We start from the raw sequence: 19,816 nt of genomic DNA, 5'->3' as shown, positions 1-19,816 counted from the left end.
CCAGCCTAGTCAGCCACCGGCAGCCACGCCGGGTAGGAGACGACGTCCGGGTCGATCAGGCAGCCCGTCAGATGGCCACCGGCGTCGCCCAGCCCGCGCAGCCAGGCCACCTCGGCGGCATGGTCGCCGCCGGCCGGAAACGCGCGGTCCGCCGGGGCGAACCGGCGGCCCCGCAACGCCGACCGCGCAGCGCCGGCCTGCGCGTACCGGGCGGTCAACCCCGTGGTGTCGCCGGCCCGCAGCGCGTCCGCCAGCTCATCCAGGAGTACGCGCACCGCGGCCAGCTCGTGCAGCACCCGTTCGCGGTTGCCGAGCAGCATGTTCGCCGTCCGCTCGGCCGGTGTGCCGGCGACCCGGGTGCCGTCGGAGAAGCTGCCCGCGGCCAGCGCCAACACCGCGTCGCGCAGCGGCGACCGCTGCACCGCCCCGGCCAGCGCGCCGGCCAACACGTGCGGCACGTGCGACGCGAGCGCGGCCACCGAGTCGTGCGAGGGCGCGGACATCGGCACCACCCGGGCGCCGAACAGCTCCACCAGCAGGCCGGTCAGCCAGCGGAAGGCGACAGTCGCCGTGCCCGTCGCCGGGCAGAGCACCCAGGCGGCGCCGGTCAGCAGCGTCGGGGAGGCCGCCGTCAGGCCGGCGGACTCCGCGCCCGCCATCGGGTGCCCGGGCACGAAACGGTCGGTGAGCCCCAGCCGATCGGCGGCCGCGGCGACCTCGACCTTGGTGCTGCCGACGTCGGTCAGCACACAACCCGGCGCGGTCAGGTCCGCCACCTGGGCCAGCGTCCGGGGCAGGGTGGGCAGCGGACCGCAGAGGAAGACCACGTCCCGCCCGGCGACGGCCTGCTCGACGGTGTCCGGCGCCGACACGCCCCGGGACCGCGTGTGCTCCCGGGTGGTCGGGTCGGGATCCCAGCCGGTCACGTCGAGGCCCGCGTCGCGCAGCCGCAGCAGCACCGAACCGCCGATCAGGCCGGTGCCGACGACCGCCGCCCGCACCCTGGCGTACGGCCCGTTCGGTGCCGGGTGTGGACCACCTGTCGACGTGCCGGCAGCGGCATCCGGCGCAGGGACGGTCGTGCCGTCGGTCATCGCCGCCCGCCGGGGTCAGGCCCGCAGCCGGCCGGCGACCGCCGCGACGTGCTCGTCGGACTCGGTCAGCGCGACCCGGACGTGCCGCTGCGCGGAGGGGCCGTAGAAGACACCCGCCGCGACCAGGATGCCGCGCCGGGCCAGCCAGTCGACCGTCTGCCAGCAGTCCTCGTCGCGGGTGAGCCAGAGGTAGAGGCCCGCCTCCGAGTGCTCGACAGTGAAGCCGGCACCGGTGAACGCGGCGGCGAGCACCTCGCGTCGGGCGCGGTAGCGCTCCCGCTGCTCCGCGGCGTGCCGCTCGTCCTGCAACGCGGCCACCATGGCGGCCTGCACGGGCGCGGGCACGATCATGCCGGCGTGCTTGCGGACCTTCAACAGCTCGGCCACGAGAGCCGGATCGCCGGCCACGAACCCGGCCCGGTAGCCGGCGAGGTTGGACCGCTTGGAGAGCGAGTGCACGGCGAGCACCCCGGTGTAGTCGCCGCCGCAGACCTGCGGGGACAGCACCGAGACCGGCTCGGCCGACCAGCCCAGCGGGAGGTAGCACTCGTCGCTGGCGACCACCGCGCCGCGTTCCCGGGCCCAGTCGACGACCTTGCGCAGGTGCGCCGCCGGCAACACCCGCCCGGTCGGGTTACCGGGCGAGTTGACCCACACCAGCCGGACGCGCGACGTCGGCCCGACCGCGGTGAGCGAGTCGGCGCGCACCACAGTCGCACCGGCCAGCCGGGCCCCGTCCTCGTAGGTGGGGTAGGCGATCGACGGCACGACCACCACGTCGCCGGGGCCGATGCCGAGCAGGGTGGGCAGCCAGGCGACCAGCTCCTTGGAGCCGATGGTCGGCAGCACGCCGAGACCGTCGACGCCGGCGCCACAGGCCCGGGCGACCCACGCGATGATCGCCTCGCGCAGGGCCGGTGTGCCGGCGGTCAGCGGGTAACCCGGGGAGTCGGACGCGTCCGCCAACGCCTGACGGATCACCGCCGGAACCGGGTCGACAGGCGTACCCATGGAGAGGTTGATCAGGCCCTCCGGATGCGCCGCGGCCAGCGTGGCCGCGGCGTCCAGGGTGTCCCAGGTGAACTCGGGCAGCCGTGCCGAGACCGGCGCGGGCCGGTTCAGTGGCCCTCGCCGCGCGGCGGCTGCGCGGCGACGAAGGTGGCGTCCTTCTCCACCTTGCCGATCTTCGAGGCGCCACCGGGCGAGCCCAGCTCCTCGAAGAACTCGTAGTTCGCGCCCGTGTAGTCCTTCCACTGCTCCGGGACGTCGTCCTCGTAGAAGATCGCCTCCACGGGGCAGACAGGCTCACAGGCACCACAGTCGACGCACTCGTCGGGGTGGATGTAGAGCATCCGGTTGCCCTCGTAAATGCAGTCGACCGGGCATTCCTCGATGCATGCCTTGTCGAGCACATCCACGCACGGCTCGGCGATGATGTAGGTCACCGGTCTTCTCCTCCGCAAGACGCGCCGCGATCTCCCGCGACGGTAAGAGCCTAGTATCTCGCCGGGGAGGGGGTCGATCGTGCTCCGACAGCAGGATGTGGGACACCGGATCGTGGTCCGCCGGATTGTGGGGATTCGCGAAGGCCGCCCGCTGTTTTCCGATGCTCTCGGCGAGCTGGTGGAGTTGAGCGAGACTCATCTCACCCTCGCCACGGCCCAGGGCCCGCTGCGGGTTCCGGTGGCGCAGGTGCACCGGGCCAAGCGGGTGCCGCCGACCCGCCGGCCGACGGCCGCCGCGGTGGTGGCGCTCGAACGGGCCGCCGACGAGGCCTGGCCGGCGCCGACGCGCGGGCGGCTCGGTGACTGGCTGCTGCGGTCGGCCGAGGGGTGGACCGGCCGGGCGAACTCGGCGCTGCCGATCGGCGACCCGGACCGGCCGCTGCCGGCGGCGGTGGACGCGGTCGAGCGCTGGTACGCCGACCAGGGCCGACCCGCGATGATCAACACACCGCTGCCGCTCGCCGCCCCGGTCGGCGCCGAACTGGACGAACGCGGCTGGGGCAGCCGCCCACCGACACTCGTACAGACCGCGCCGCTCCCCCTGGCGACGCCCGGTGCCGCCTCCGTCGGCGGGGTCGTCGAGTTGGCGACCGCGCCGAGCGAGGGGTGGCTGGCCGTCGCCGCCGGCCGCAAGGGCGGCCTGCCGGATGCCGCCCGCCACGTGCTCACCGCCGTCGACCAGGTCCGCTTCGCCCATGTGTACGTCGACGGCACGCTGGTGGCGATCGGGCGGGGCGCGGTGACCGGTCAGGGGCGTTGGTTGGGGCTCAGCCTCATCGAGGTGCTGCCGCCGCTACGCCGGCAGGGGCTGGCCCGGCGCGTCATCGACACGCTTGTCGAGTGGGGCACCGCGACCGGGGCGACACACGCGTTCCTCCAGGTGGAGCAGCACAACACCGCGGCGGTGGCGCTCTACCGGACGCTCGGCTTCACCACCCACCACACCTACCTGACCCGGGTGGCGCCGCACTGACCGGATGCTCCGCCGCAGGCCCGGCGCGGGCCGGAGCGGCCCGGCGCGGCGGTGATCCACTCGCGTTCCAGGAAATCGGGGCATCCGAGTCGCCCCGACACCGCGACTTCCTGGAAGCCGAGTCGATCACCGCTCCGCCAGGCCGCGGCGCGGCCCGTTCAGCGGCGCACGACGCGGCGGGGCTTGGCGGCCTTGACCTCGGCGTACCGCTTGAGCTGCTGTGAGCGGTGGTCGAGACCGAGGGCTGTCGCCACCAGGTACCCGATCATGGCCCCGAGAAGCGTGGTGAGCAGGTAGAGCCAGATCTGGGCGAAGAACGTGCCCGCGCCGCCGGCGAACGGACTGTGGCCGACCACAAGCGGCCCGACCAGCACGGTCAGGGCCATGGCCACCAGCACCACGACGGCCACGTCGCCCGCCCACACGGCCAGCGGCCGCAGGCGGCCCCAGCGGAAGGCGACCGCGGCCAGGGTCAGCCCGATCACCACGAACATCACCAGCGACACCCGGTCGGCGGCGGTGTCGTCACCGTCGAACCCGAACCGGATGATCAGCCGGGCGACCACGTTGACCGCGAAGAGCCCACCCGCGAGCACCCCGATGGTCCCCCACCGCTTGTCCATCGCACGACCTCCTGCCGTACGCCCCGTGCGCGGGGCCCCATCCCTGGCAGGAATATCTACCACTCGTACCTGTGTGCCGTCACCAGTTACCGAGCGTGGGCGGCGGTGCGAGGACCTGCCGGAAACCCATCACGGCGAACGTCATCGCGCCGGCCACGATCATCGCCAGGCCGACCCAGTTGTCGCCGGCCAGCAGCAGGTCGCCCTCCGTGGTGCGGATGGCGGCCACCGCCATCAGGGCGAACCACGGCACCGCCGGCAGCGCCACCGCCCAGCGACGGCCGACCGCCTCGTGCGCGAACCAGCTCAGCACGATGTTGGCGCCGACGGCGAGCAGCGCCGAGACCCCGATGAGCTGCCCGCCGACCCGGAGGGTGGCGAGCAGCAGCTCCAGCACACCGGTCACGACCCCGGCCACGATCACGACGATCGCGCCGCTCACCCGCAGACCCAGGTCCAGCAGTCGCGGCGGTGGCCCCGCCTCGGGCGGGGAGTCCTGATCGTCGACTACCGACATCGGCGCGGCGGGGAGCGTCACCGGGAACCGGCCGCCGCGACCGGGGACCGGTCCGCGATGGCCTCCCCGGGAAGCCCGGCGAAGAGGTCGCTCTCCCAGCCGTACGGGCCGACGCCCGGGCCCCTCGTGCCGACCGCGAGGGTGAAGAACTCCACGCCCATGAACTCGCCGCCGAAGTTGCCGGCGATCGAGTAGAGCCAGGAGGTGGCCGGGATCTGGGTGGCGTGCGCCCGCATCGCCGCCTCCTTGGCCGTGTGCTGGTCGGTGCCGTCGATCCGGGCGGCGATCTGGTCGTCCGGGGTGCCGAAGGGCAGCTCGGCCAGATCCTGGATGCCGGCGAACGGGTTGTCCGAGGATTCGGCGAAGTGCGCCATGCCGGCTTCCAGCACGCTGAGCGGCATGGCCGTCCAGTAGACCTTGAGCGGGGCGCAGCCCTCGGCCGCGGCCAGCTCGACGGCGCGCATCGCCACCCGGTGCGCCTGGATGTGGTCGGGGTGGCCGTAGAAGCCGTTCGGGTCGTACGTGATCAGCACCTGCGGGCGTACCTCCCGCATGATCTCCACCAGGTGCCCGGCGGCCTCGTCGAGGTCGGCCTGCCAGAAGGCGCGGGGGTGGTCGTTCGTCGCGAGGCCCATCATTCCCGAGTCGCGGTAGCGGCCGGCGCCGCCGAGGAAACGGTGGTCGCCGACGCCGAGCGCTGCGCAGGCGGCGGCCAGCTCGGCGATCCGGTACCCGCCGAGCTGGTCGGCCTCGGCGGCGGCGAGCTGCGCGAGCGCCGGTACGTGGATCTCGCCCTCCTCGCCGAGGGTGCAGGTCACAAGCGTGACGTGTGCGCCGGCGGCGGCGTAGTGGGCCATGGTCGAGCCGGTGCCGATCGACTCGTCGTCGGGGTGCGCGTGGACCAGCAGCAGGCGGCGGTCGGGCAACGTCGTCACGACGGTCACTCTAACTGGCCGTTCTCCCCAGGAGTCGCCGACGCGTCCGCCCAGGTCGGCCACATCACGCCCGGCGCGGCTCTACGATTTGGCCTGTGGACTTTCCGGAGCTGGCCGCCCGTACCCGCCGGTTCAGCCACGGCGCGCCGCGCGCTGTCTCCGTGGCCGAAGACGGCTCCCGGGTGATCTTCCTGCGCTCGGCGGGTCCGGAGGACCCGGCGGACGCGCTCTGGCTGCTGGACGTGGCGACAGGTGAGGAACGCCTGGTGGCCGACCCGGCGACCCTGCTGGGCGCGGACGGTGACGTCCGGGTGCTCTCGCCGGGTGAGCGGGCGCTGCGGGAGCGACTACGGCTCACCGCCGCCGGCATCGGCTCGTACGCGTTGGACGGCGCCGGCCGGGTGGCGGTGTTCGCGCTGGCGGGTCGACTGTTTCGGGCCGACCTGGTGCACGGCGACGTGGTGGAGGTGGCCGCCGTCGGCCCGGTGCTGGATCCTCGACCGGATCCGACCGGGGAACGCCTGGCCTACGTGACCGACGCGGCCGGTGGTGTACGCCGGGGTGAACTGCGGATCATCGAGGCGGATGGCACGGACACCCTGCTGGCCGGCGAGGACGCCGGGGTGAGCTGGGGGTTGGCCGAGCACATCGCGGCCGAGGAGTTCGGCCGGTTCCGGGGCTACTGGTGGGCGCCGGACGGGCGGATGGTGCTCGCCGCCCGGGTGGACGAGTCCCGGCTGGACCGCTGGCACCTGCACGACCCGGCAGAGCCGGCCAGCCCTCCGACGGCCGTCGCGTACCCCCGGGCCGGCGGCCCGAACGCCGAGGTCAGCCTCCACCTGCTGGACCTGGACGACGGCTGGGTCGACGTGCACTGGGACCGGGAGACCTACCCGTACCTGACCGCGGTGAGCTGGGGCGAGGGCAGCCCGCTGATCACCGTGCTACGCCGCTCACAGCAGCACGGGCTGGTGCTCGCGGTGGACCCGCGAACCGGTGAGACGCAGGTGCACGCCGAGCTGGCCGACCCGCGGTGGGTGGAGCCGATCGCCGGCACCCCGGCGCACCTGCCCGACGGCCGCGTGCTGGTCGGCGGCGAACTGGCCCACGACGGGTACGACGCGCGGTGCTTGTTCGCCGACGGCACCCTGCTCACTCCCCCGTCGCTGTACGTGCGGCGGGTCGTGGGTCGGCTGCCGGCCGTCAGTGGCCCGGCCGACCTGCTCGTGGAGGCCAGCGACGGAGAGCCGAGCGAACGGCACCTGTTCCGGGTCCGTACGACAATCGGGGGCGGGGTGGACGCCCGGCGGCTCACCACCGACTCGGGCTGGCACACGGCGGCCGTCGGCGGGGATGTGCTGGTGGTCGGTACGGCGTCGCTGGACCACGCGGGCGTGCGGTGGACGGTGTCGCGCGGTGGCCAGGAGCTGGCCGAGCTGCGGTCGTTGGCCGCGAACCCGCCGTACTCTCCGCTGCCCCTGCTGGAGCGGGTGACCGACCGGCGGCTGCCGGCGGCGGTGCTCTACCCCGACAACCACGTGACGGGCCGGCGGCTGCCGGTGCTGCTGGACATCTACGGCGGCCCGGGGCACCAGGAGGTGGTGGCGGCCCGGGCCGCGTGGTTGGAGCGGCAGTGGTGGGCCGACGCCGGGTTCGCGGTGGTCACCATCGACAATCGGGGTACGCCGGGAGTCGCGCCGTCGTTCGAGAAGGCGATCCACCGGCGGTTGGCCGACGTGATCCTGACCGATCAGATCGACGCGCTCACCGCGCTGGCCGGAAAGCATCCGGACCTGGATCTGGAACGGGTGGCCGTGCGCGGCTGGTCGTTCGGTGGGTGGCTGGCCGGTCTGGCGGTGTTGCGCCATCCGGAGCTGTTCAAGTGCGGCATCGCCGGCGCCCCGGTGACCGACTGGGCGCTGTACGACACCGCGTACACCGAGCGTTATCTCGGCCTGCCGGAGGACGGCATGGACGTGTACGCGCACCACTCGCTCATCGAGCTGGCCGCGGAGCCGGTCATCGGCCCGGGCCAGGCCCGCCCGTTGCTGCTGGTGCACGGCCTGGCCGACGACAACGTGGTGGCGGCGCACACCCTGCGACTCTCGGCGGCGCTGCTGAGCACGGGCCGCCCGCACGCCGTGCTCCCGCTGACCGGTGCCACGCACATGGCCGCGAACGGCACCGCCGAGCGCCTGCTCCCGCTGGAACTGGATTTCCTCCGTACGCATTTGCGCTGAGCGGCATTCGGCGGACCGGGCCCTTCGCCGCGTGCCATGCTGACGGAAGCGGGACCCGGATTTTCCTTGTGCCGAAAGGATTCCAGCATGGTGGGCATTGCGCAAAAACCGTCGGTCGCCGCCGTTCAGGAAGGCGAGTTCCCGGTCACGCACTTTCGCACCGCGACGGTGAACGGGATCGACATCTTCTATCGCGAGGCGGGCCCGGCCGACGGCCCCGCCGTTCTGCTGCTACACGGATTTCCCACGGCGTCCTCGCAGTTCCGCCATCTGATTCCCCTGCTCGCGGACCGGTACCGGGTGATCGCGCCGGACTTCCCGGGTTTCGGCCACAGCGCCAGCCCGGACCGGTCGACGTTCGACTACACCTTCGCCAATTTCGCCGACCTCATGGACGGCCTGCTCGGCCAGCTCGGCGTGGATCGTTACGCGCTCTACTGCTTCGACTACGGGGCGCCGACCGCCTACCGGCTGGCCCTCAAGGCACCCGAGCGGGTCAGCGCGCTCATCGTGCAGAACGGCAACGCGTACGAGGAGGGCCTGAGCGAGTTCTGGGATCCGATCAAGGCGTACTGGGCCGAGAAGACCGACGAGCGCCGTCAGGCCATCGCGTTCATCCTCAGCTCGGACACGGTCAAGCAGCAGTACACGGCGGGTGTGCAGGACCTCAGTCGGCTCGATCCGGACAGGTGGCTCCACGATGACACGCAGCTCGCTCGGCCCGGCAACGCGGACATCCAACTGGATCTGTTCTACGACTACGGCAGCAACGTCACGCTGTACCCGGAATTCCATGCCTTCTTCCGCGACCACCAGCCACCGACGTTGATCGTCTGGGGCCAGAACGACCCGGTCTTCCCCGCCGCCGGCGCGCACCCCTATCGGCAGGACCTGCCGTCGGCCGAGTTCCATCTGCTCGACACCGGCCACTTCCTGCTGGAGGACAAGCTCGACGTCGCCGCGCCGATGATCCACGATTTCCTGGACCGCTCCATCGGTCGCTCCTGAGCGGCCACCCAGGTAGTGGTCGCTCCGGGCGTGAGGGATCACCAGGGGAGCGCCAGACAGAGACCACGCCGCTGGTGCCGAGGCCCGATCACCAACGCTCCACAAGGTGTTCCCGGCCCTGTGGTGGATCGTACGGCTCGGGCCAGTAGTCGATGATCTTGCTGATCAGGCCATGGTCGGACGTCTCGAGCCAGACGCACGCGTCCTGCTGCTCGTCGCCCACACGAACGTCGAGCAACAGTGCAGCGATGCGGCCGTCGGCGATCACCCGTCGCGGGCGCAGGTGCCAGTCGCCGGGATATTCGGTGTTGAACCGCAAGAACGCGTCCCTGCCGCGAATGCGCTCCCGAGTCTGCGGCATCTCGTAGACCACGTCATCGGTGAGCAGGGCGGCCAGTCTGGGCCAGTCGCGGCGCTCCAGAACGTCAACGTAGGCATGGGCGGTCTGCCGGACCATCGAGGTGTCGTCCACGACGCTGGACCCTAGCCTCCGCCACCGCCGCTCGACACCATCCGCCTCTGCCTTGACCTGAAGCTCACTTGAGGCCGGAGCATGAGTGCATGACGGCGACGGACGAGACGCGGCAGTTGCTGGATCGGCAGCGAACGATTGAGATCACCACGACCGGACGACGGAGCGGTCAGCCGAGGAGGACCGAGACGTGGCGCTATCGAGCCGGTGGCCGCTACTGGCTCACGGGACGCCCCGGCTCGCGTGACTGGTACGCCAACGTGCTCGCTCATCCCGAGTTCACGCTGCATCTGGCCGACCGGGATCTTCAGGCGCGGGCCCGTCCCGTAACCGATCCCGACGAGCGGGCACTCGTGTTCGGCGAGATCGTCCCCACGCTGGACTGGGCCGAAAGCCTGGAAAGCTGGATTGCCGCAAGCCCGCTGGTGGAGATCGAGCTGAGCTGACGGCCTCGGAAGTCGCGCTGACGGCCTCTGGGCTTGCCGTCCCCGATGTGCACGGCCACCGAGCAGAGGTCAGAAGACCGACGGGGGCCAGCGGTGGGTGCGCCACTCGTCCCATGTCGCGAATCCGGCCGGTGGGTGGTCAATGGGTTCGGTGCCGTCCAGTTCGCCCGACGTGGGGATTTCGAAGCTGGCAACCCACTCGGCGAGCTCCTCGTCGGACATGGGCCACGTCGTGTGCGGCGCTTCGGCCTGACGTCGATCGACTCGTTCGCGCTGGTCGGCCGGGGTGAGTTCGAAGTAGTGCATCTCCACCGTCGCGCCGACGTCCGCTGCCGCCTGCCGTAGCGCCGAGCGCTCGTCCCGGCTCCAGAGGCCGAAGTCGATCACGACGTTGTTGCCGAGTTCGAGGGCGCGCAGCCCGATCTGGATGAGCCGGCCCTCGATCACGTCCGTGGCCGAGGTCGGATTCTCGTGCCCATAGAGAGCCTTCACCCACTCGTCCTTGGTGAGACGAAGGGCTTTCTCCTCGCTCTCGATGCGCCGAGCAGCGGTGGTCTTCCCCGTGCAGGGGAGCCCCACAGTCAGGAACAGCTTTGGCTGCCTCATCATCACCCGCCTCCGGCCGAACGCTTCATCATCGCTGACATCCGCCCGGGCCGCCGGTGGCAGAACACTCACCCCGGCGAAGGTCAGCGGTCTGCGCTCCAAGGTGAGAAACCGTGAGCGGGAGGGTCCCCTCCCATCAGGAATGTCGGGAAGGGACCCCTGCCTGCGATCGAACTACCGCCACACGTACGCGTTCGGAATGTGCACGCGATGCTGGGCGCGCGGCCGGCGGTCAGCCCTTGGGGTTGGGGCCGAACCGGTTCGCTCCAGGCGTGCTGTCCGACACGTAGAACACGAGCAGGACGATGCCACCCACGATCGGCACCAGGCCGATCAGCAACCACCACCCTGCCCGGTCGGTGTCGTGCAGACGTCGCACCGCGACCGCCAGCGTCGGCAGCAGCAGCGCCAGGTAGGCGACGAGAGTGATGTAACCGGTCGACGAGTCCTCCCCGACGGTCAGCCCCAGCACGTTGTCCAGGATGGCAGCGGCAAGAATGACGAGGAAAGTGAACAGGACGAACCACCAGTACTCAGACCGGCGAGCCCGACCCTTGAAGCCGACATACTGACTAAAAGCCGACTTGATTGCATCACCGAAGGACACAGCTATCTCCCGTTATTTGAGGGGTTCTCAAGGTCATCGCGAAGGCAGCCAAACAGATCGATGTCACGGGGTCAACGGCTAATTGGCCCGATCTTCTCCGCACACATCTGCCGCTGTCCGCGGCTTGTCCGGAGCGGCAAGGCGGCTGTCGCGTCGATGTGTGCTCTGGCCATTGCCCGGCTACGGACTGCACGACGGGACCGACGAGGTTTCGCGCCGCGCGCCGGTGGCGAATCTCAGCGGGCGCGATGCTATCGGCCCGCAAACGGACCCGGGCCGCACTGATGGGGTCGCTCGTCCGAAGGTAGGCGCGCGCCGCGTCGATCAGATGCGTGGCGCGGTGCTCAACCGGCAGCCACCGCCAGCCGTCGCGCCCGATCGCCTTCTCGCGCCGGGCGACCGCCTGCGGCCCGTCGCCCAGCTCCACCGCAGCAACGACCCGCGCCAACTCGACGGCCGTCGGACCCGAATGCCGTCCGGTGATAATCCTGTCCGTCGTCAAGGTGACACGAGAGAAGGGTCAGCACACGTTTCGTGGCCAATAAATTGCCTCGATGATCGGCGTTGGCGGGGAGGGTATCAGCAGGACGTGGCGTGCAACGCGGCATTCCAGCCCACCGGATTTGGCAGGCTTCAATCTCGGTCGAGAGTGGACATCAGCCCCGGCCAAGCCCAGATCCGGAACGGCCACGCTTGGTGAATTCCGAGCAGAGCCAAGAACCAAACCCCGTGCCATGATCTGAACATCGTCAACCATGCACTACCGGCCACGAGCGGGACGAACAAGACGAAGAAGATGACCGACCTTATCGCAATCTGCCTCGCAGCTCGCTTCTTCAACTTCACCGCAAGCTTCGGGCCACCTCTCCAGGTCAGAACACCGGTATAGAACGGCAGGAGCTGCTCGCCTCCACCACGGGAAGCGTACGCCAGCACCGACACCTTGTTGCCGGTGCAGGAGAGCAGCGTGTCGCCTGGAATCCCGCGAAGCGCGATGTTCAGTTTACGCAGGAACAGCAAGGTCCTGATATTGCCGAACTTCAGCAGGAGAAGGACCGCATTGAGTACGAGCGCGACAACACCGAGCAGCACTGCCGCTATAATCCATCCAAGAATTCCGTGCAACACGGGACACCCATTCCATTCATGAGAAAAGGTCGTCGACAATTCCTAGAAGACCCGCAGAATGATGTGCGCCTCCTGACCCAGGCCCGAATGGATCGCTGTCGCTTCCGCTCGAGCCGGAGGACGTGCCCGGTGAACCACCACCACCAGAAGCGTTTTCCTCAATCCAGTTCCAGACGTCTACTGCCATCGCGTCGGTCCGATTTCCTACAACGCCGGCGGCCGCACCACCGAGCAGCCAGGTAACAAATAACAGACCCCCGCGCCTATCTGGTGGAGCGCCCAGCGAACTCGCTACGGCGACGGCCGTAAGCGCGGCGCCACCCCGTCTTGGATCAGACAAATCGGCGATCAGGTTTCGAACACCGAACGCGTATGAGGTCTGCGCGAGAGCCGCAGCGAACCCTTGCAAATCTGGACCGCCTGCGTCCGCCCCGGACAACCTTGCATGCGCGACGAGCCGGGCAATTCGCGGCGAAGTTATTTCTTGGAGATCATCGAACCATGAATCGGGAAGACGGGGAGCCAACACTACTGGCCACAACGCGAATGTTGCGATTTCCAGCGTCATTCGTGGCGGCGGCGGCTCCGTCTGCAAGGTTGCGAGCCCCGCACCGCACCTGACCACTCCGGCAGCGATCAGGCTGCGTAAGCGCTCCTTACCTCCGCTGGTTGAGGTCGCCGCGAGCGCAGCCTGCACTTCCGTGAGGCGTTTCCGATGGCGTCGAGAGGTTCGCTTCGGGGAGGAACGAGAGGTATCTGCGATCTGTTCATCGAGCGAGACCGCCAGCTCGTCGATCCACTGCCGAAGTCGAACCAGGTCAGGATGACTCACCGGCGGCGTCGAGTTGCTGCGACGAAATAGCACGCGCGCTACGTTGCTCGCGTGTGGCGCCACGCTGCAAGCGAGTGTCTAGTACCAGACACTCGACTTCACCCCAATAGATAGTCACCCCTTGAGAAAGGCGCGATTTATCAATGATTCGCTCCTCGCGATCATTTGCTCATCTGCCGCAATCCGCGCCGCATCGTGCTCGACCGCGTTGGCCTGCTCACGGCTGGACTATCGAGATCAAAATTGGCTCGCATCAGTGACGCCTCCTACAGAAACAGCAGGGTCCCCTCCCGACGACGCTGTCGGGAGGGGACCCTGCTGGCCTGCGGTACTACCTACTGCTTGACGTACGCGTTCACGAACGACGGGTAGCCGAAGACGCTGGAGATGAAGACTCCGCCGGCCTTGGACCCGTGCACGTTGTAGGCCACGTCCACGAAGAGCGGCACCACGGGCGCGTGCTCCTTCATGATCCGCTCGTCGAGCTTGGCCCACTCCGGTCCCTGGTCGGCGGCGGGCATGGCCTGGATGCGGTCCATCTCGGCGTTGATCGCCGGGTCGTTGAAGTAGGACTGGTTGCTGTTGCCCTCGGCCTTGATGGTCCGGCCGTCGTAGAGCACCGGCAGGATCGACGCCCCGCTCGGCCAGTCCGCCGCCCAGTTACCGATGTACAGGTCCCAGGGGTTGTTCTTCTTCTTGATCTCGTCGAGCTTCGCGTCGTCGGAGATGTTCCGCAGCGTGATCTTGAAGCCGGCCCGCTCCAGGTTGGCCTTGAGCTGGGCGCCCTGCTGCTGCTCGGTCGAGTTGTCGGCGACACCGAGGACCAGCTCCGGCGTCTTGCCGCCGAGCAGTTCCTTGGCCTTGTCGACGTTGCCGTTGGCGCCCGCCGGGTACGCGTCGTACGCCTTGTAGCCGATGGTGGCCGACGGCATCAGCGTGGTCAGCGGCGCGGCGACGGTCTGACCGCCCATCGCCTTGATGAAGCCCTCGCGGTCGATGGCGTAGTTCAGCGCCTGACGCACCTTCAGGTCGGTGACCCGCTGGTTGTTGATGACGAGCTGGTTGGCGCTCGGGGTCGGCGAGAGGATCGTCCGGGACTTGAGGGCGGCGTCCCCGGCGACCTTGGCGACCAGCGAGGCGGGCACGGTGTTGAAGGCGAGCGCGCTCTGGTCGGCGCCGTTGTCGGCGATCACCCGGTTGTTGGCGGCGTCCGCGGTCGGGCCGAAGCTCCACACGAACTGGTCCGGGTACTGGTGCCGGACCGGGTCGGTCTTCGGGTCCCAGTTGGGGTTGCGGTCCAGCGTGATCTGCACGCCGACCTGGTTCTTGGCGACCTTGTACGGTCCGGACGAGAAGGGCTGCTTGTCCATGTTGACGCCGGTGTCCTTGTCGGCCGGCAGCGGCGCGGTGGTCGGCAGCGAGACCGCGAACGGCAGGTCACAGCGCGGCTTGGCGAACTCGAAGCGCAGCGTCTTGGCGTCCGGCGTGGTCAGGCCGGGCGGCAGCGACGTCTTGTTCTTCTTGAAGTCCCACTTGGTGTCGAACTGCGGGGTGTCGGCCAGCCACTCCTGGAGGTAGGTCGGGCCGCCGGAGAGGTCCGGGTCGAAGGAGCGGGCGATGCCGTAAGCGATCTCCTTGGAGGTGATCGGCCGGCCGTCCTCGAACTTCACCCCGTCCTTGACGGTGAATTCCCAGACCTTGCAGTCGTTGTTGACGTTCTTGCCCGGCGTCTCGGCCAGGTCGCCGACGAGGACCAGGCCGCCCTTGCCGTCGTCCTTCCAGGTGGTCAGGTAGCGCGACCAGAGGGGGTTCGCCATCAGGCCGGCGAAGGAGTACGTCCGCTGCGGGTCGAGGTGGGAGATCGGCGACTCTCGGATGACGCTGAAGATGCCGCCCTTCGCGGCGCCGCTCACCTCGGCCGCCGGCCCCTGCGAGTCCTTCGGATCAGTAGCGATGACCCCGGTCTGCTGCCGTTCGCTTTCCACGGTGGTGCCCTCGCCCGTGTTCTTCGAGCACGCACCCAATGTCACCGCCAGAGCGATCGCGCTGCCTGCGGCAGCCGCCACGCGTAGTCGCATGAAGTACCCCCTTCACCCATGTGCCGTGCGGTTCGCCGGGGCGAGAACCGCCGACGTCCCGAGGATCGTAAGGAAGAAAACCTACGAGTTGTGTAACAGTTGTCGATAAATTTCGCCACCGGTCGGCGTGGCGGACACCGAAGCGCTCAGCGCAGCCGGACCCGCGGGTCGATGGCCGCGTAGAGCAGGTCCACCAGGACGTTCGCCAGCACCACGAAGACGGCCGCGATCAGCACGGTCGCCATGATGGTGGGCAGGTCACCCGAGCGCACAGCGTCCACCGCCGTACGCCCCAACCCCTGGATGCCGAACGTCGTCTCGGTGATCACCGTGCCGCCCAGCGCCCCGCCCACGTCCAGGCCGGCGATTGTCACCACCGGAGTGATCGCCGCGCGCAGCGCGTGCCGCCCGTACACCATGGGTTTGGCCAGGCCCTTCGCCCGCGCGGTCCGGACGAAGTCCTCGGAGAGCGTCTCCAGCATCTGCGCCCGCGACAGCCGGGCGTAGATGGCCGAGAACAGGAAGGCAAGCGCCACCCAGGCGAGCACCAGGCCACTTGCCCACTTCGCCGGATTGTCGAAGAGGGACGTGTAGCTGGGCACCGGCAGCAGCCGCAGGTTGTAGACGAACACCAGCAGCAGCACCGCGCCCACGAAGTAGAGCTGCAACGACGCGCCGGTCAGCGAGAAGCCGATGGCCAGGCGGTCCAGCCAGGTGCCCCGGCGCAGCGCCGAAACCATGCCCAGCCCCACCCCGAGCAGCAGCCAGAGGACCGCCGCCGGGATCACGATGCTCAGCGTCACCGGCAGCACCCGGCCGATGGTGTCCGAGACCGCCTCGTTGGAGACGTACGACCAGCCCAGGCAGGGCGCGTCACACCTGCCGCCCTGCGCGCTGCCCAGGTCCCGGCCGGTGACGATGCCCTTCATGTAACCGGCGTACTGGCTGACCAGCGGGTCGTTCAGGCCCAGGTCGTCGCGGACCCGCTCCAGGCGCTCCGGGTTGCAGTTCTTCGAGCAGATGCTGGTGACCGGGTCACGCGGCAGGGCGAAGAACATCAGGAAGGTCAGCACGCTCACTGCGAACAGGGTCAGCGTGGCGGAGAACAGCCGCTTGATCAGGAACCGGAACATGAGTCCACCCCTACCGGGACGACTTCGGGTCGAGCGCGTCCCGCAACGCGTCGCCGAAGAGGTTGAAGGCGAACACCAGCGCGAAGATCGTGATGCCCGGGAAGAAGACGTACGCCGGGTCGGTCTGGAGGAAGTCCAGACTGTCGTAGATCATCCGGCCGAAGCTCGGCGTCTCGTCGCTGAGCCCGACGCCGATGAACGACAGCGCGGCCTCGCTGGTGATGAACTGCGGCACGGCCAGCGAGAACGACACCAGGATCGGCGCCCAGATGTTCGGCAGCAGTTGCCGGAAGATGATGTGCCCCAACCCGGCCCCGCTGGCCTTGGCCGCCTCCACGAACTCCCGCTCGCGCAGCGCGATCACCTGCCCGCGGACCAGCCGTGCCGTGCTGGTCCAGCCGAAGATCGCGAACACGGCGATCAGCACGCCCACCCCGAAGGCGGACGACACCTGCCCCCGCTCCCCGTAGAAGCGCAGCGTGATCGTGGGGGTGAGCGCCAGCGCGATGATCAGGAACGGCATCGCCAGCGTCAGGTCGGTGATCCAGTTGACCACCGCGTCGAGCCAGCCGCCGAGGTAGCCGGCGAGCGCGCCGAGCACGATGCCGATCGTGGCGGTGATCAGCGCGGCGGCGAACGCGATGAACAGCGACGTCCGCAGTCCGTAGATCAACCGGATGAAGATGTCCCGACCCAGGTTCGGCTCCAGGCCGAACCAGTGGTCGCCGGCGACACCCCCGGCGTAACCCAGCGGCATACCGAAGCCGTCCAGCAAATTCTGGAACTGCTCGCGCGGCCCGATCCCGTAGACCATCTCGATCAGCGGGGCGGAGAGCCCCAACAGCAGGAAGAACACCAGGAGTACGCCGCTGACCACTGCCGTCCGGTCACGACGCAGCCGCAGCCAGGCGAGCTGACCGGGCGAACGGCCGACGACACCCTTCGCCGCGGGCGCGATCGCATCCGGGTCGGACTCGATCTCGGCCAGCGCCACGCCCTCCACAGGGGACAGGCTCACTACGACACCTCCTCGACGGTCTGGGTGATCGACCCCGCGACCTCCGGGCTCGTGCTGGTCGCTTCCCCTTCGGGGCTCGAGCTGGCCGCTTCCCTTTCCGGGAAGTGACACGCGGTGGCCTGGTTGCCGCCGTCGCGGGGGATCAGCGCCGGTTCCTCGGTGGCGCAGATGTCCTGCGCCTTCCAGCACCGGGTGCGGAACCGGCAGCCCGACGGCGGGTCCAGCGGAGTGGGCACGTCGCCGGTCAGCCGGATCCGGCCCGCCGGGCCGAGCTGCGTCACGTCCGGAATCGCCGAGAGCAGAGCCCGGGTGTACGGGTGCTGCGGGCGCTCGTAGATGTCGGCCCGATCGCCGATCTCCACGATCCGGCCCAGGTACATGACCGCGACCCGCTGGCAGAAGTGCCGGACCACCGCCAGGTCGTGCGCGATGAACACGAACGCCAGGCCCAACTCCCGTTGCAGGTCGCGCAGCAGGTTGACGACCTGCGCCTGGATCGAGACGTCCAGCGCGGACACCGGTTCGTCCGCGACGATCAGCTTCGGCCGTAGGGCCAGCGCGCGGGCGATGCCGATGCGCTGGCGCTGACCGCCGGAGAACTCGTGCGGATACCTGTTGTAGTGCTCCGGGTTCAGCCCGACCAGCTCCAGCAGCTCCTGCACCCGCGCCTTGATCCCGCCCGGCGGTTTGATCCCGTTGACCTGCAACGGCATCGCCACGATCCGACCCACTGTGTGCCGGGGGTTCAACGACGCGTACGGGTCCTGGAAGATGATCTGGAGTTCCTGCCGCAGCGGGCGCAGCTCCCGTCGACCGGCGTGGGTGATGTCCCGCCCGTCGAACTCGATGCTGCCGCTCGTCGGCTCCAACAGCCGCACCAGCATCCGGCCGGTGGTGGTCTTGCCGCAGCCCGACTCCCCCACCAGGCCGAGCGTCTCGCCGGGGCGCACGTCGAAGTCGAGCCCGTCGACCGCCCGCACCAGGCCGGTGCCGCGCAGGCCCTGGCGGACCGGGAAGTGCTTGGTCAGCCCGCGTACGCGCAGCAGTGGTTCGTCGCTCATCGGGCCACCCCCACGGATGCCACGTTCTCGGCATAGATCGACGCGCGCTCCTCGGCGCTCAGGTGGCAGGCCACCAGGTGGCCGTCCGCCCCGGCCGCGCGCAGCTCGGGCACCTCCGTGCGGGACCGGTCGCCGACGCGGTCGTCGTAGCGGCAGCGCGGGTGGAAGGCGCAGCCGGACGGCAGGTTGATCAGGCTGGGCGGGTTGCCGGGAATGGGCACCAGGTCCGCGTCCGCGTCGCCGTGCAACGACGGCACGCTGGAGAGCAACCCCCAGGTGTACGGATGCTGCGGCGAGCGGAGCACCTGCTCGACGCTGCCCTGCTCGACGGCCCGCCCGCCGTACATCACCAGCACCTCGTCGGCGACCTGGCCGACCACACCGAGGTCGTGGGTGATCAGAATGATCGCGGAGTGGAACTCGGCCTGCAGGTCGGCGAGCAGGTCCAGGATCTGCGCCTGCACGGTGACGTCCAGCGCGGTGGTCGGCTCGTCGGCGATCAGCAGCGCGGGGTCGTTGACCAGGGACATCGCGATCATCGCCCGTTGGCGCATGCCACCGGAGAACTCGTGCGGGTACTGGTCGAAGCGGCGGGCGGGCTGCGGAATGCCGACCCGATCCAGCATGTCCACAGCCCGTTGGCGAGCCTCGCGCCGATTGGCCTTCGGGTGGTGCACCCGGTACGCCTCGGCGATCTGCCGACCGACGCTGTAGTAGGGGTGCAGCGCGGACAGTGGGTCCTGGAAGATCATCGCCATGTCCCGGCCGCGCAGCCGGCGTACCTCCTCGTCGGGCAGGCCGACCAGCTGCCGACCGCCGACGGAGATCTCCCCGGTGATCGTGGCCCGCTTCGCGTCGTGCAGCCCGAGGATGGCCAGTGAGGTGACGCTCTTGCCGGAGCCGGACTCGCCGACGATCCCGAGGGTGCGGCCCCGCTCGACGGCGAACGACACCCCGTCGACCGCGCGCACCACGCCGTCCGAGGTGTCGAACCGGACCCGCAGGTCGCGCACCCGCAGGTAGGCATCCGAACTGTCCACGGCCGCCTCCCTCAGTGACGAAGAGAACTTACATCAAACTTTCGAGGGTGAAAATAAGCTACAAAGTCGGCACGTGTCAGCGGGCCCGAGCGTAACGAGTCGGCATCGACCCCGCACCCCCGTCACCTCGCCATCCACACCCGTTCATGGCCCGCGCCCCGCGCCCCGCGTCAAGATCTACGCTCGAGCGCGATCTTGGTGACTCAACCTCGGCGATCACCGCGCCCAGAGCGGGCGTTTCATCTCGTGCTCGCACGTCGGGTGCGACCGCAGCGACTCACCGCCAGTTGCAATGGGACGCGTGATTACCCCTGGCCTTCACAGCCGCGCGCTGCCGTGGACCGAGTCGGACTACCTCGCCCTGACCCTGCACCTCCATCAGCGACAGGGCGGCCACTATGTCGAGAGAGCAACGACGAAGCGCGGCGAGGTGCTGGAGTTGACCGAGCCGGTGAAGGCCACGATCCGGCCGGAGGAACTCGTCCCCTGACGGGTGTCGG

Annotated in this window: 20 protein-coding genes; 5 read left to right on the top strand and 15 right to left on the bottom strand. The window is 69.5% G+C overall.

Translation table 11 applies throughout. The annotated features are described in order from the left end of the window. Positions 1–5: 5 nt before the first annotated feature. Genes ACGFIE_RS31445 through fdxA form a run of 3 tightly spaced genes read right to left on the bottom strand, consistent with a single transcriptional unit; the run spans position 6 to position 2,539 of the window. On the bottom strand, positions 6–1,094 hold the full coding sequence (locus ACGFIE_RS31445; RefSeq protein ID WP_393301600.1) for a prephenate dehydrogenase: 1,089 nt from the start codon (positions 1,092–1,094) through the stop codon (positions 6–8). Positions 1,095–1,109: 15 nt separating this feature from the next. After that, positions 1,110–2,216 (bottom strand): succinyldiaminopimelate transaminase, encoded by a 1,107-nt coding sequence (gene dapC, locus ACGFIE_RS31440; protein WP_393301690.1) that lies wholly within the window; start codon positions 2,214–2,216, stop codon positions 1,110–1,112. After that, positions 2,213–2,539 (bottom strand): ferredoxin, encoded by a 327-nt coding sequence (gene fdxA / locus ACGFIE_RS31435; protein WP_091422126.1) that lies wholly within the window; start codon positions 2,537–2,539, stop codon positions 2,213–2,215. Before fdxA ends, dapC begins: the two co-directional genes overlap by 4 nt. 79 nt (positions 2,540–2,618) lie before the next feature. Here fdxA and ACGFIE_RS31430 point away from each other — a divergent pair, with 79 nt between their 5' ends. After that, a complete protein-coding gene (locus tag ACGFIE_RS31430; protein ID WP_393301597.1) occupies positions 2,619–3,572 on the top strand; it encodes a GNAT family N-acetyltransferase in 954 nt (317 codons plus the stop codon). Between the two features lie 158 nt (positions 3,573–3,730). Here ACGFIE_RS31430 and ACGFIE_RS31425 read toward each other — a convergent pair whose 3' ends face one another. From ACGFIE_RS31425 to mshB, 3 genes are all read right to left on the bottom strand, one after another. After that, entirely contained in the window at positions 3,731–4,195 is a 465-nt protein-coding gene (locus ACGFIE_RS31425) for a hypothetical protein (RefSeq protein WP_393301594.1), read from the bottom strand. 79 nt (positions 4,196–4,274) lie between these two features. After that, entirely contained in the window at positions 4,275–4,712 is a 438-nt protein-coding gene (locus ACGFIE_RS31420) for a hypothetical protein (protein WP_363680519.1), read from the bottom strand. Positions 4,713–4,729: 17 nt separating this feature from the next. After that, positions 4,730–5,656: an N-acetyl-1-D-myo-inositol-2-amino-2-deoxy-alpha-D-glucopyranoside deacetylase gene (gene mshB, locus ACGFIE_RS31415; RefSeq protein ID WP_393301591.1), complete on the bottom strand. Its 927-nt coding sequence runs from the start codon at positions 5,654–5,656 to the stop codon at positions 4,730–4,732. Between the two features lie 86 nt (positions 5,657–5,742). Between mshB and ACGFIE_RS31410 the strand changes: the two genes are divergently transcribed. Further along, entirely contained in the window at positions 5,743–7,887 is a 2,145-nt protein-coding gene (locus tag ACGFIE_RS31410) for a prolyl oligopeptidase family serine peptidase (protein WP_393301588.1), read from the top strand. Positions 7,888–7,923: 36 nt separating this feature from the next. Next, positions 7,924–8,895 carry an alpha/beta fold hydrolase gene (locus tag ACGFIE_RS31405; protein ID WP_393301586.1) on the top strand — a complete coding sequence of 324 codons (972 nt, stop codon included), beginning with the start codon at positions 7,924–7,926 and terminating at the stop codon, positions 8,893–8,895. 88 nt (positions 8,896–8,983) lie between these two features. Here ACGFIE_RS31405 and ACGFIE_RS31400 read toward each other — a convergent pair whose 3' ends face one another. Further along, on the bottom strand, positions 8,984–9,352 hold the full coding sequence (locus ACGFIE_RS31400) for a nuclear transport factor 2 family protein (protein WP_393301687.1): 369 nt from the start codon (positions 9,350–9,352) through the stop codon (positions 8,984–8,986). 104 nt (positions 9,353–9,456) lie between these two features. On the opposite strand from ACGFIE_RS31400, the gene ACGFIE_RS31395 reads away from it, so the two are divergent. Beyond that, positions 9,457–9,813, top strand: coding sequence for a nitroreductase family deazaflavin-dependent oxidoreductase (locus ACGFIE_RS31395; RefSeq protein WP_393301583.1), 357 nt, complete (start codon positions 9,457–9,459; stop codon positions 9,811–9,813). 69 nt (positions 9,814–9,882) lie between these two features. Here ACGFIE_RS31395 and ACGFIE_RS31390 read toward each other — a convergent pair whose 3' ends face one another. The 8 genes from ACGFIE_RS31390 to ACGFIE_RS31355 form a co-directional block, all read right to left on the bottom strand. After that, positions 9,883–10,521, bottom strand: coding sequence for an ATP-binding protein (locus tag ACGFIE_RS31390; protein ID WP_393301581.1), 639 nt, complete (start codon positions 10,519–10,521; stop codon positions 9,883–9,885). Positions 10,522–10,651: 130 nt separating this feature from the next. Next, entirely contained in the window at positions 10,652–11,026 is a 375-nt protein-coding gene (locus tag ACGFIE_RS31385) for a DUF805 domain-containing protein (protein ID WP_393301578.1), read from the bottom strand. Positions 11,027–11,659: 633 nt separating this feature from the next. Continuing rightward, the gene (locus ACGFIE_RS31380) at positions 11,660–12,118 is read right to left on the bottom strand and encodes a hypothetical protein (protein WP_393301575.1); all 459 of its coding nucleotides are present in this window, start codon (positions 12,116–12,118) and stop codon (positions 11,660–11,662) included. Between the two features lie 1,203 nt (positions 12,119–13,321). After that, positions 13,322–15,064, bottom strand: coding sequence for an ABC transporter substrate-binding protein (locus ACGFIE_RS31375; RefSeq protein WP_393301572.1), 1,743 nt, complete (start codon positions 15,062–15,064; stop codon positions 13,322–13,324). Positions 15,065–15,210: 146 nt separating this feature from the next. After that, positions 15,211–16,197: an ABC transporter permease gene (locus ACGFIE_RS31370; protein WP_393301569.1), complete on the bottom strand. Its 987-nt coding sequence runs from the start codon at positions 16,195–16,197 to the stop codon at positions 15,211–15,213. Between the two features lie 10 nt (positions 16,198–16,207). Continuing rightward, positions 16,208–17,215: an ABC transporter permease gene (locus ACGFIE_RS31365; RefSeq protein ID WP_393301566.1), complete on the bottom strand. Its 1,008-nt coding sequence runs from the start codon at positions 17,213–17,215 to the stop codon at positions 16,208–16,210. Beyond that, on the bottom strand, positions 17,215–18,276 hold the full coding sequence (locus ACGFIE_RS31360; protein WP_393301564.1) for an ABC transporter ATP-binding protein: 1,062 nt from the start codon (positions 18,274–18,276) through the stop codon (positions 17,215–17,217). The genes ACGFIE_RS31365 and ACGFIE_RS31360 overlap by 1 nt, the downstream gene beginning before the upstream one ends. After that, on the bottom strand, positions 18,273–19,316 hold the full coding sequence (locus ACGFIE_RS31355) for an ABC transporter ATP-binding protein (RefSeq protein WP_393301561.1): 1,044 nt from the start codon (positions 19,314–19,316) through the stop codon (positions 18,273–18,275). The genes ACGFIE_RS31360 and ACGFIE_RS31355 overlap by 4 nt, the downstream gene beginning before the upstream one ends. A 301-nt stretch (positions 19,317–19,617) precedes the next feature. On the opposite strand from ACGFIE_RS31355, the gene ACGFIE_RS31350 reads away from it, so the two are divergent. Then, positions 19,618–19,806, top strand: a complete 189-nt coding sequence (locus tag ACGFIE_RS31350) for a hypothetical protein (RefSeq protein WP_393301558.1) — start codon at positions 19,618–19,620, stop codon at positions 19,804–19,806. Positions 19,807–19,816: the final 10 nt, after the last annotated feature.

Origin of the sequence: Micromonospora sp. NPDC049275, assembly GCF_043197115.1 — a bacterium.
Classification (GTDB): Bacteria; Actinomycetota; Actinomycetes; order Mycobacteriales; family Micromonosporaceae; genus Micromonospora.
This window is presented reverse-complemented; position numbering and strand designations above follow the sequence as displayed.

Bases quoted from the DNA above. Each gene is read 5' to 3' on its own strand.
- ACGFIE_RS31405 (WP_393301586.1), top strand. From the start codon at position 7,924: ATGCTGACGGAAGCGGGACCCGGATTTTCCTTGTGCCGAAAGGATTCC.
- ACGFIE_RS31375 (WP_393301572.1), bottom strand. From the start codon at position 15,064: ATGCGACTACGCGTGGCGGCTGCCGCAGGCAGCGCGATCGCTCTGGCG.
- ACGFIE_RS31445 (WP_393301600.1), bottom strand. From the start codon at position 1,094: ATGACCGACGGCACGACCGTCCCTGCGCCGGATGCCGCTGCCGGCACG.
- ACGFIE_RS31360 (WP_393301564.1), bottom strand. From the start codon at position 18,276: ATGAGCGACGAACCACTGCTGCGCGTACGCGGGCTGACCAAGCACTTC.
- ACGFIE_RS31370 (WP_393301569.1), bottom strand. From the start codon at position 16,197: ATGTTCCGGTTCCTGATCAAGCGGCTGTTCTCCGCCACGCTGACCCTG.
- ACGFIE_RS31425 (WP_393301594.1), bottom strand. From the start codon at position 4,195: ATGGACAAGCGGTGGGGGACCATCGGGGTGCTCGCGGGTGGGCTCTTC.
- ACGFIE_RS31420 (WP_363680519.1), bottom strand. From the start codon at position 4,712: ATGTCGGTAGTCGACGATCAGGACTCCCCGCCCGAGGCGGGGCCACCG.
- ACGFIE_RS31400 (WP_393301687.1), bottom strand. From the start codon at position 9,352: ATGGTCCGGCAGACCGCCCATGCCTACGTTGACGTTCTGGAGCGCCGC.
- ACGFIE_RS31395 (WP_393301583.1), top strand. From the start codon at position 9,457: ATGACGGCGACGGACGAGACGCGGCAGTTGCTGGATCGGCAGCGAACG.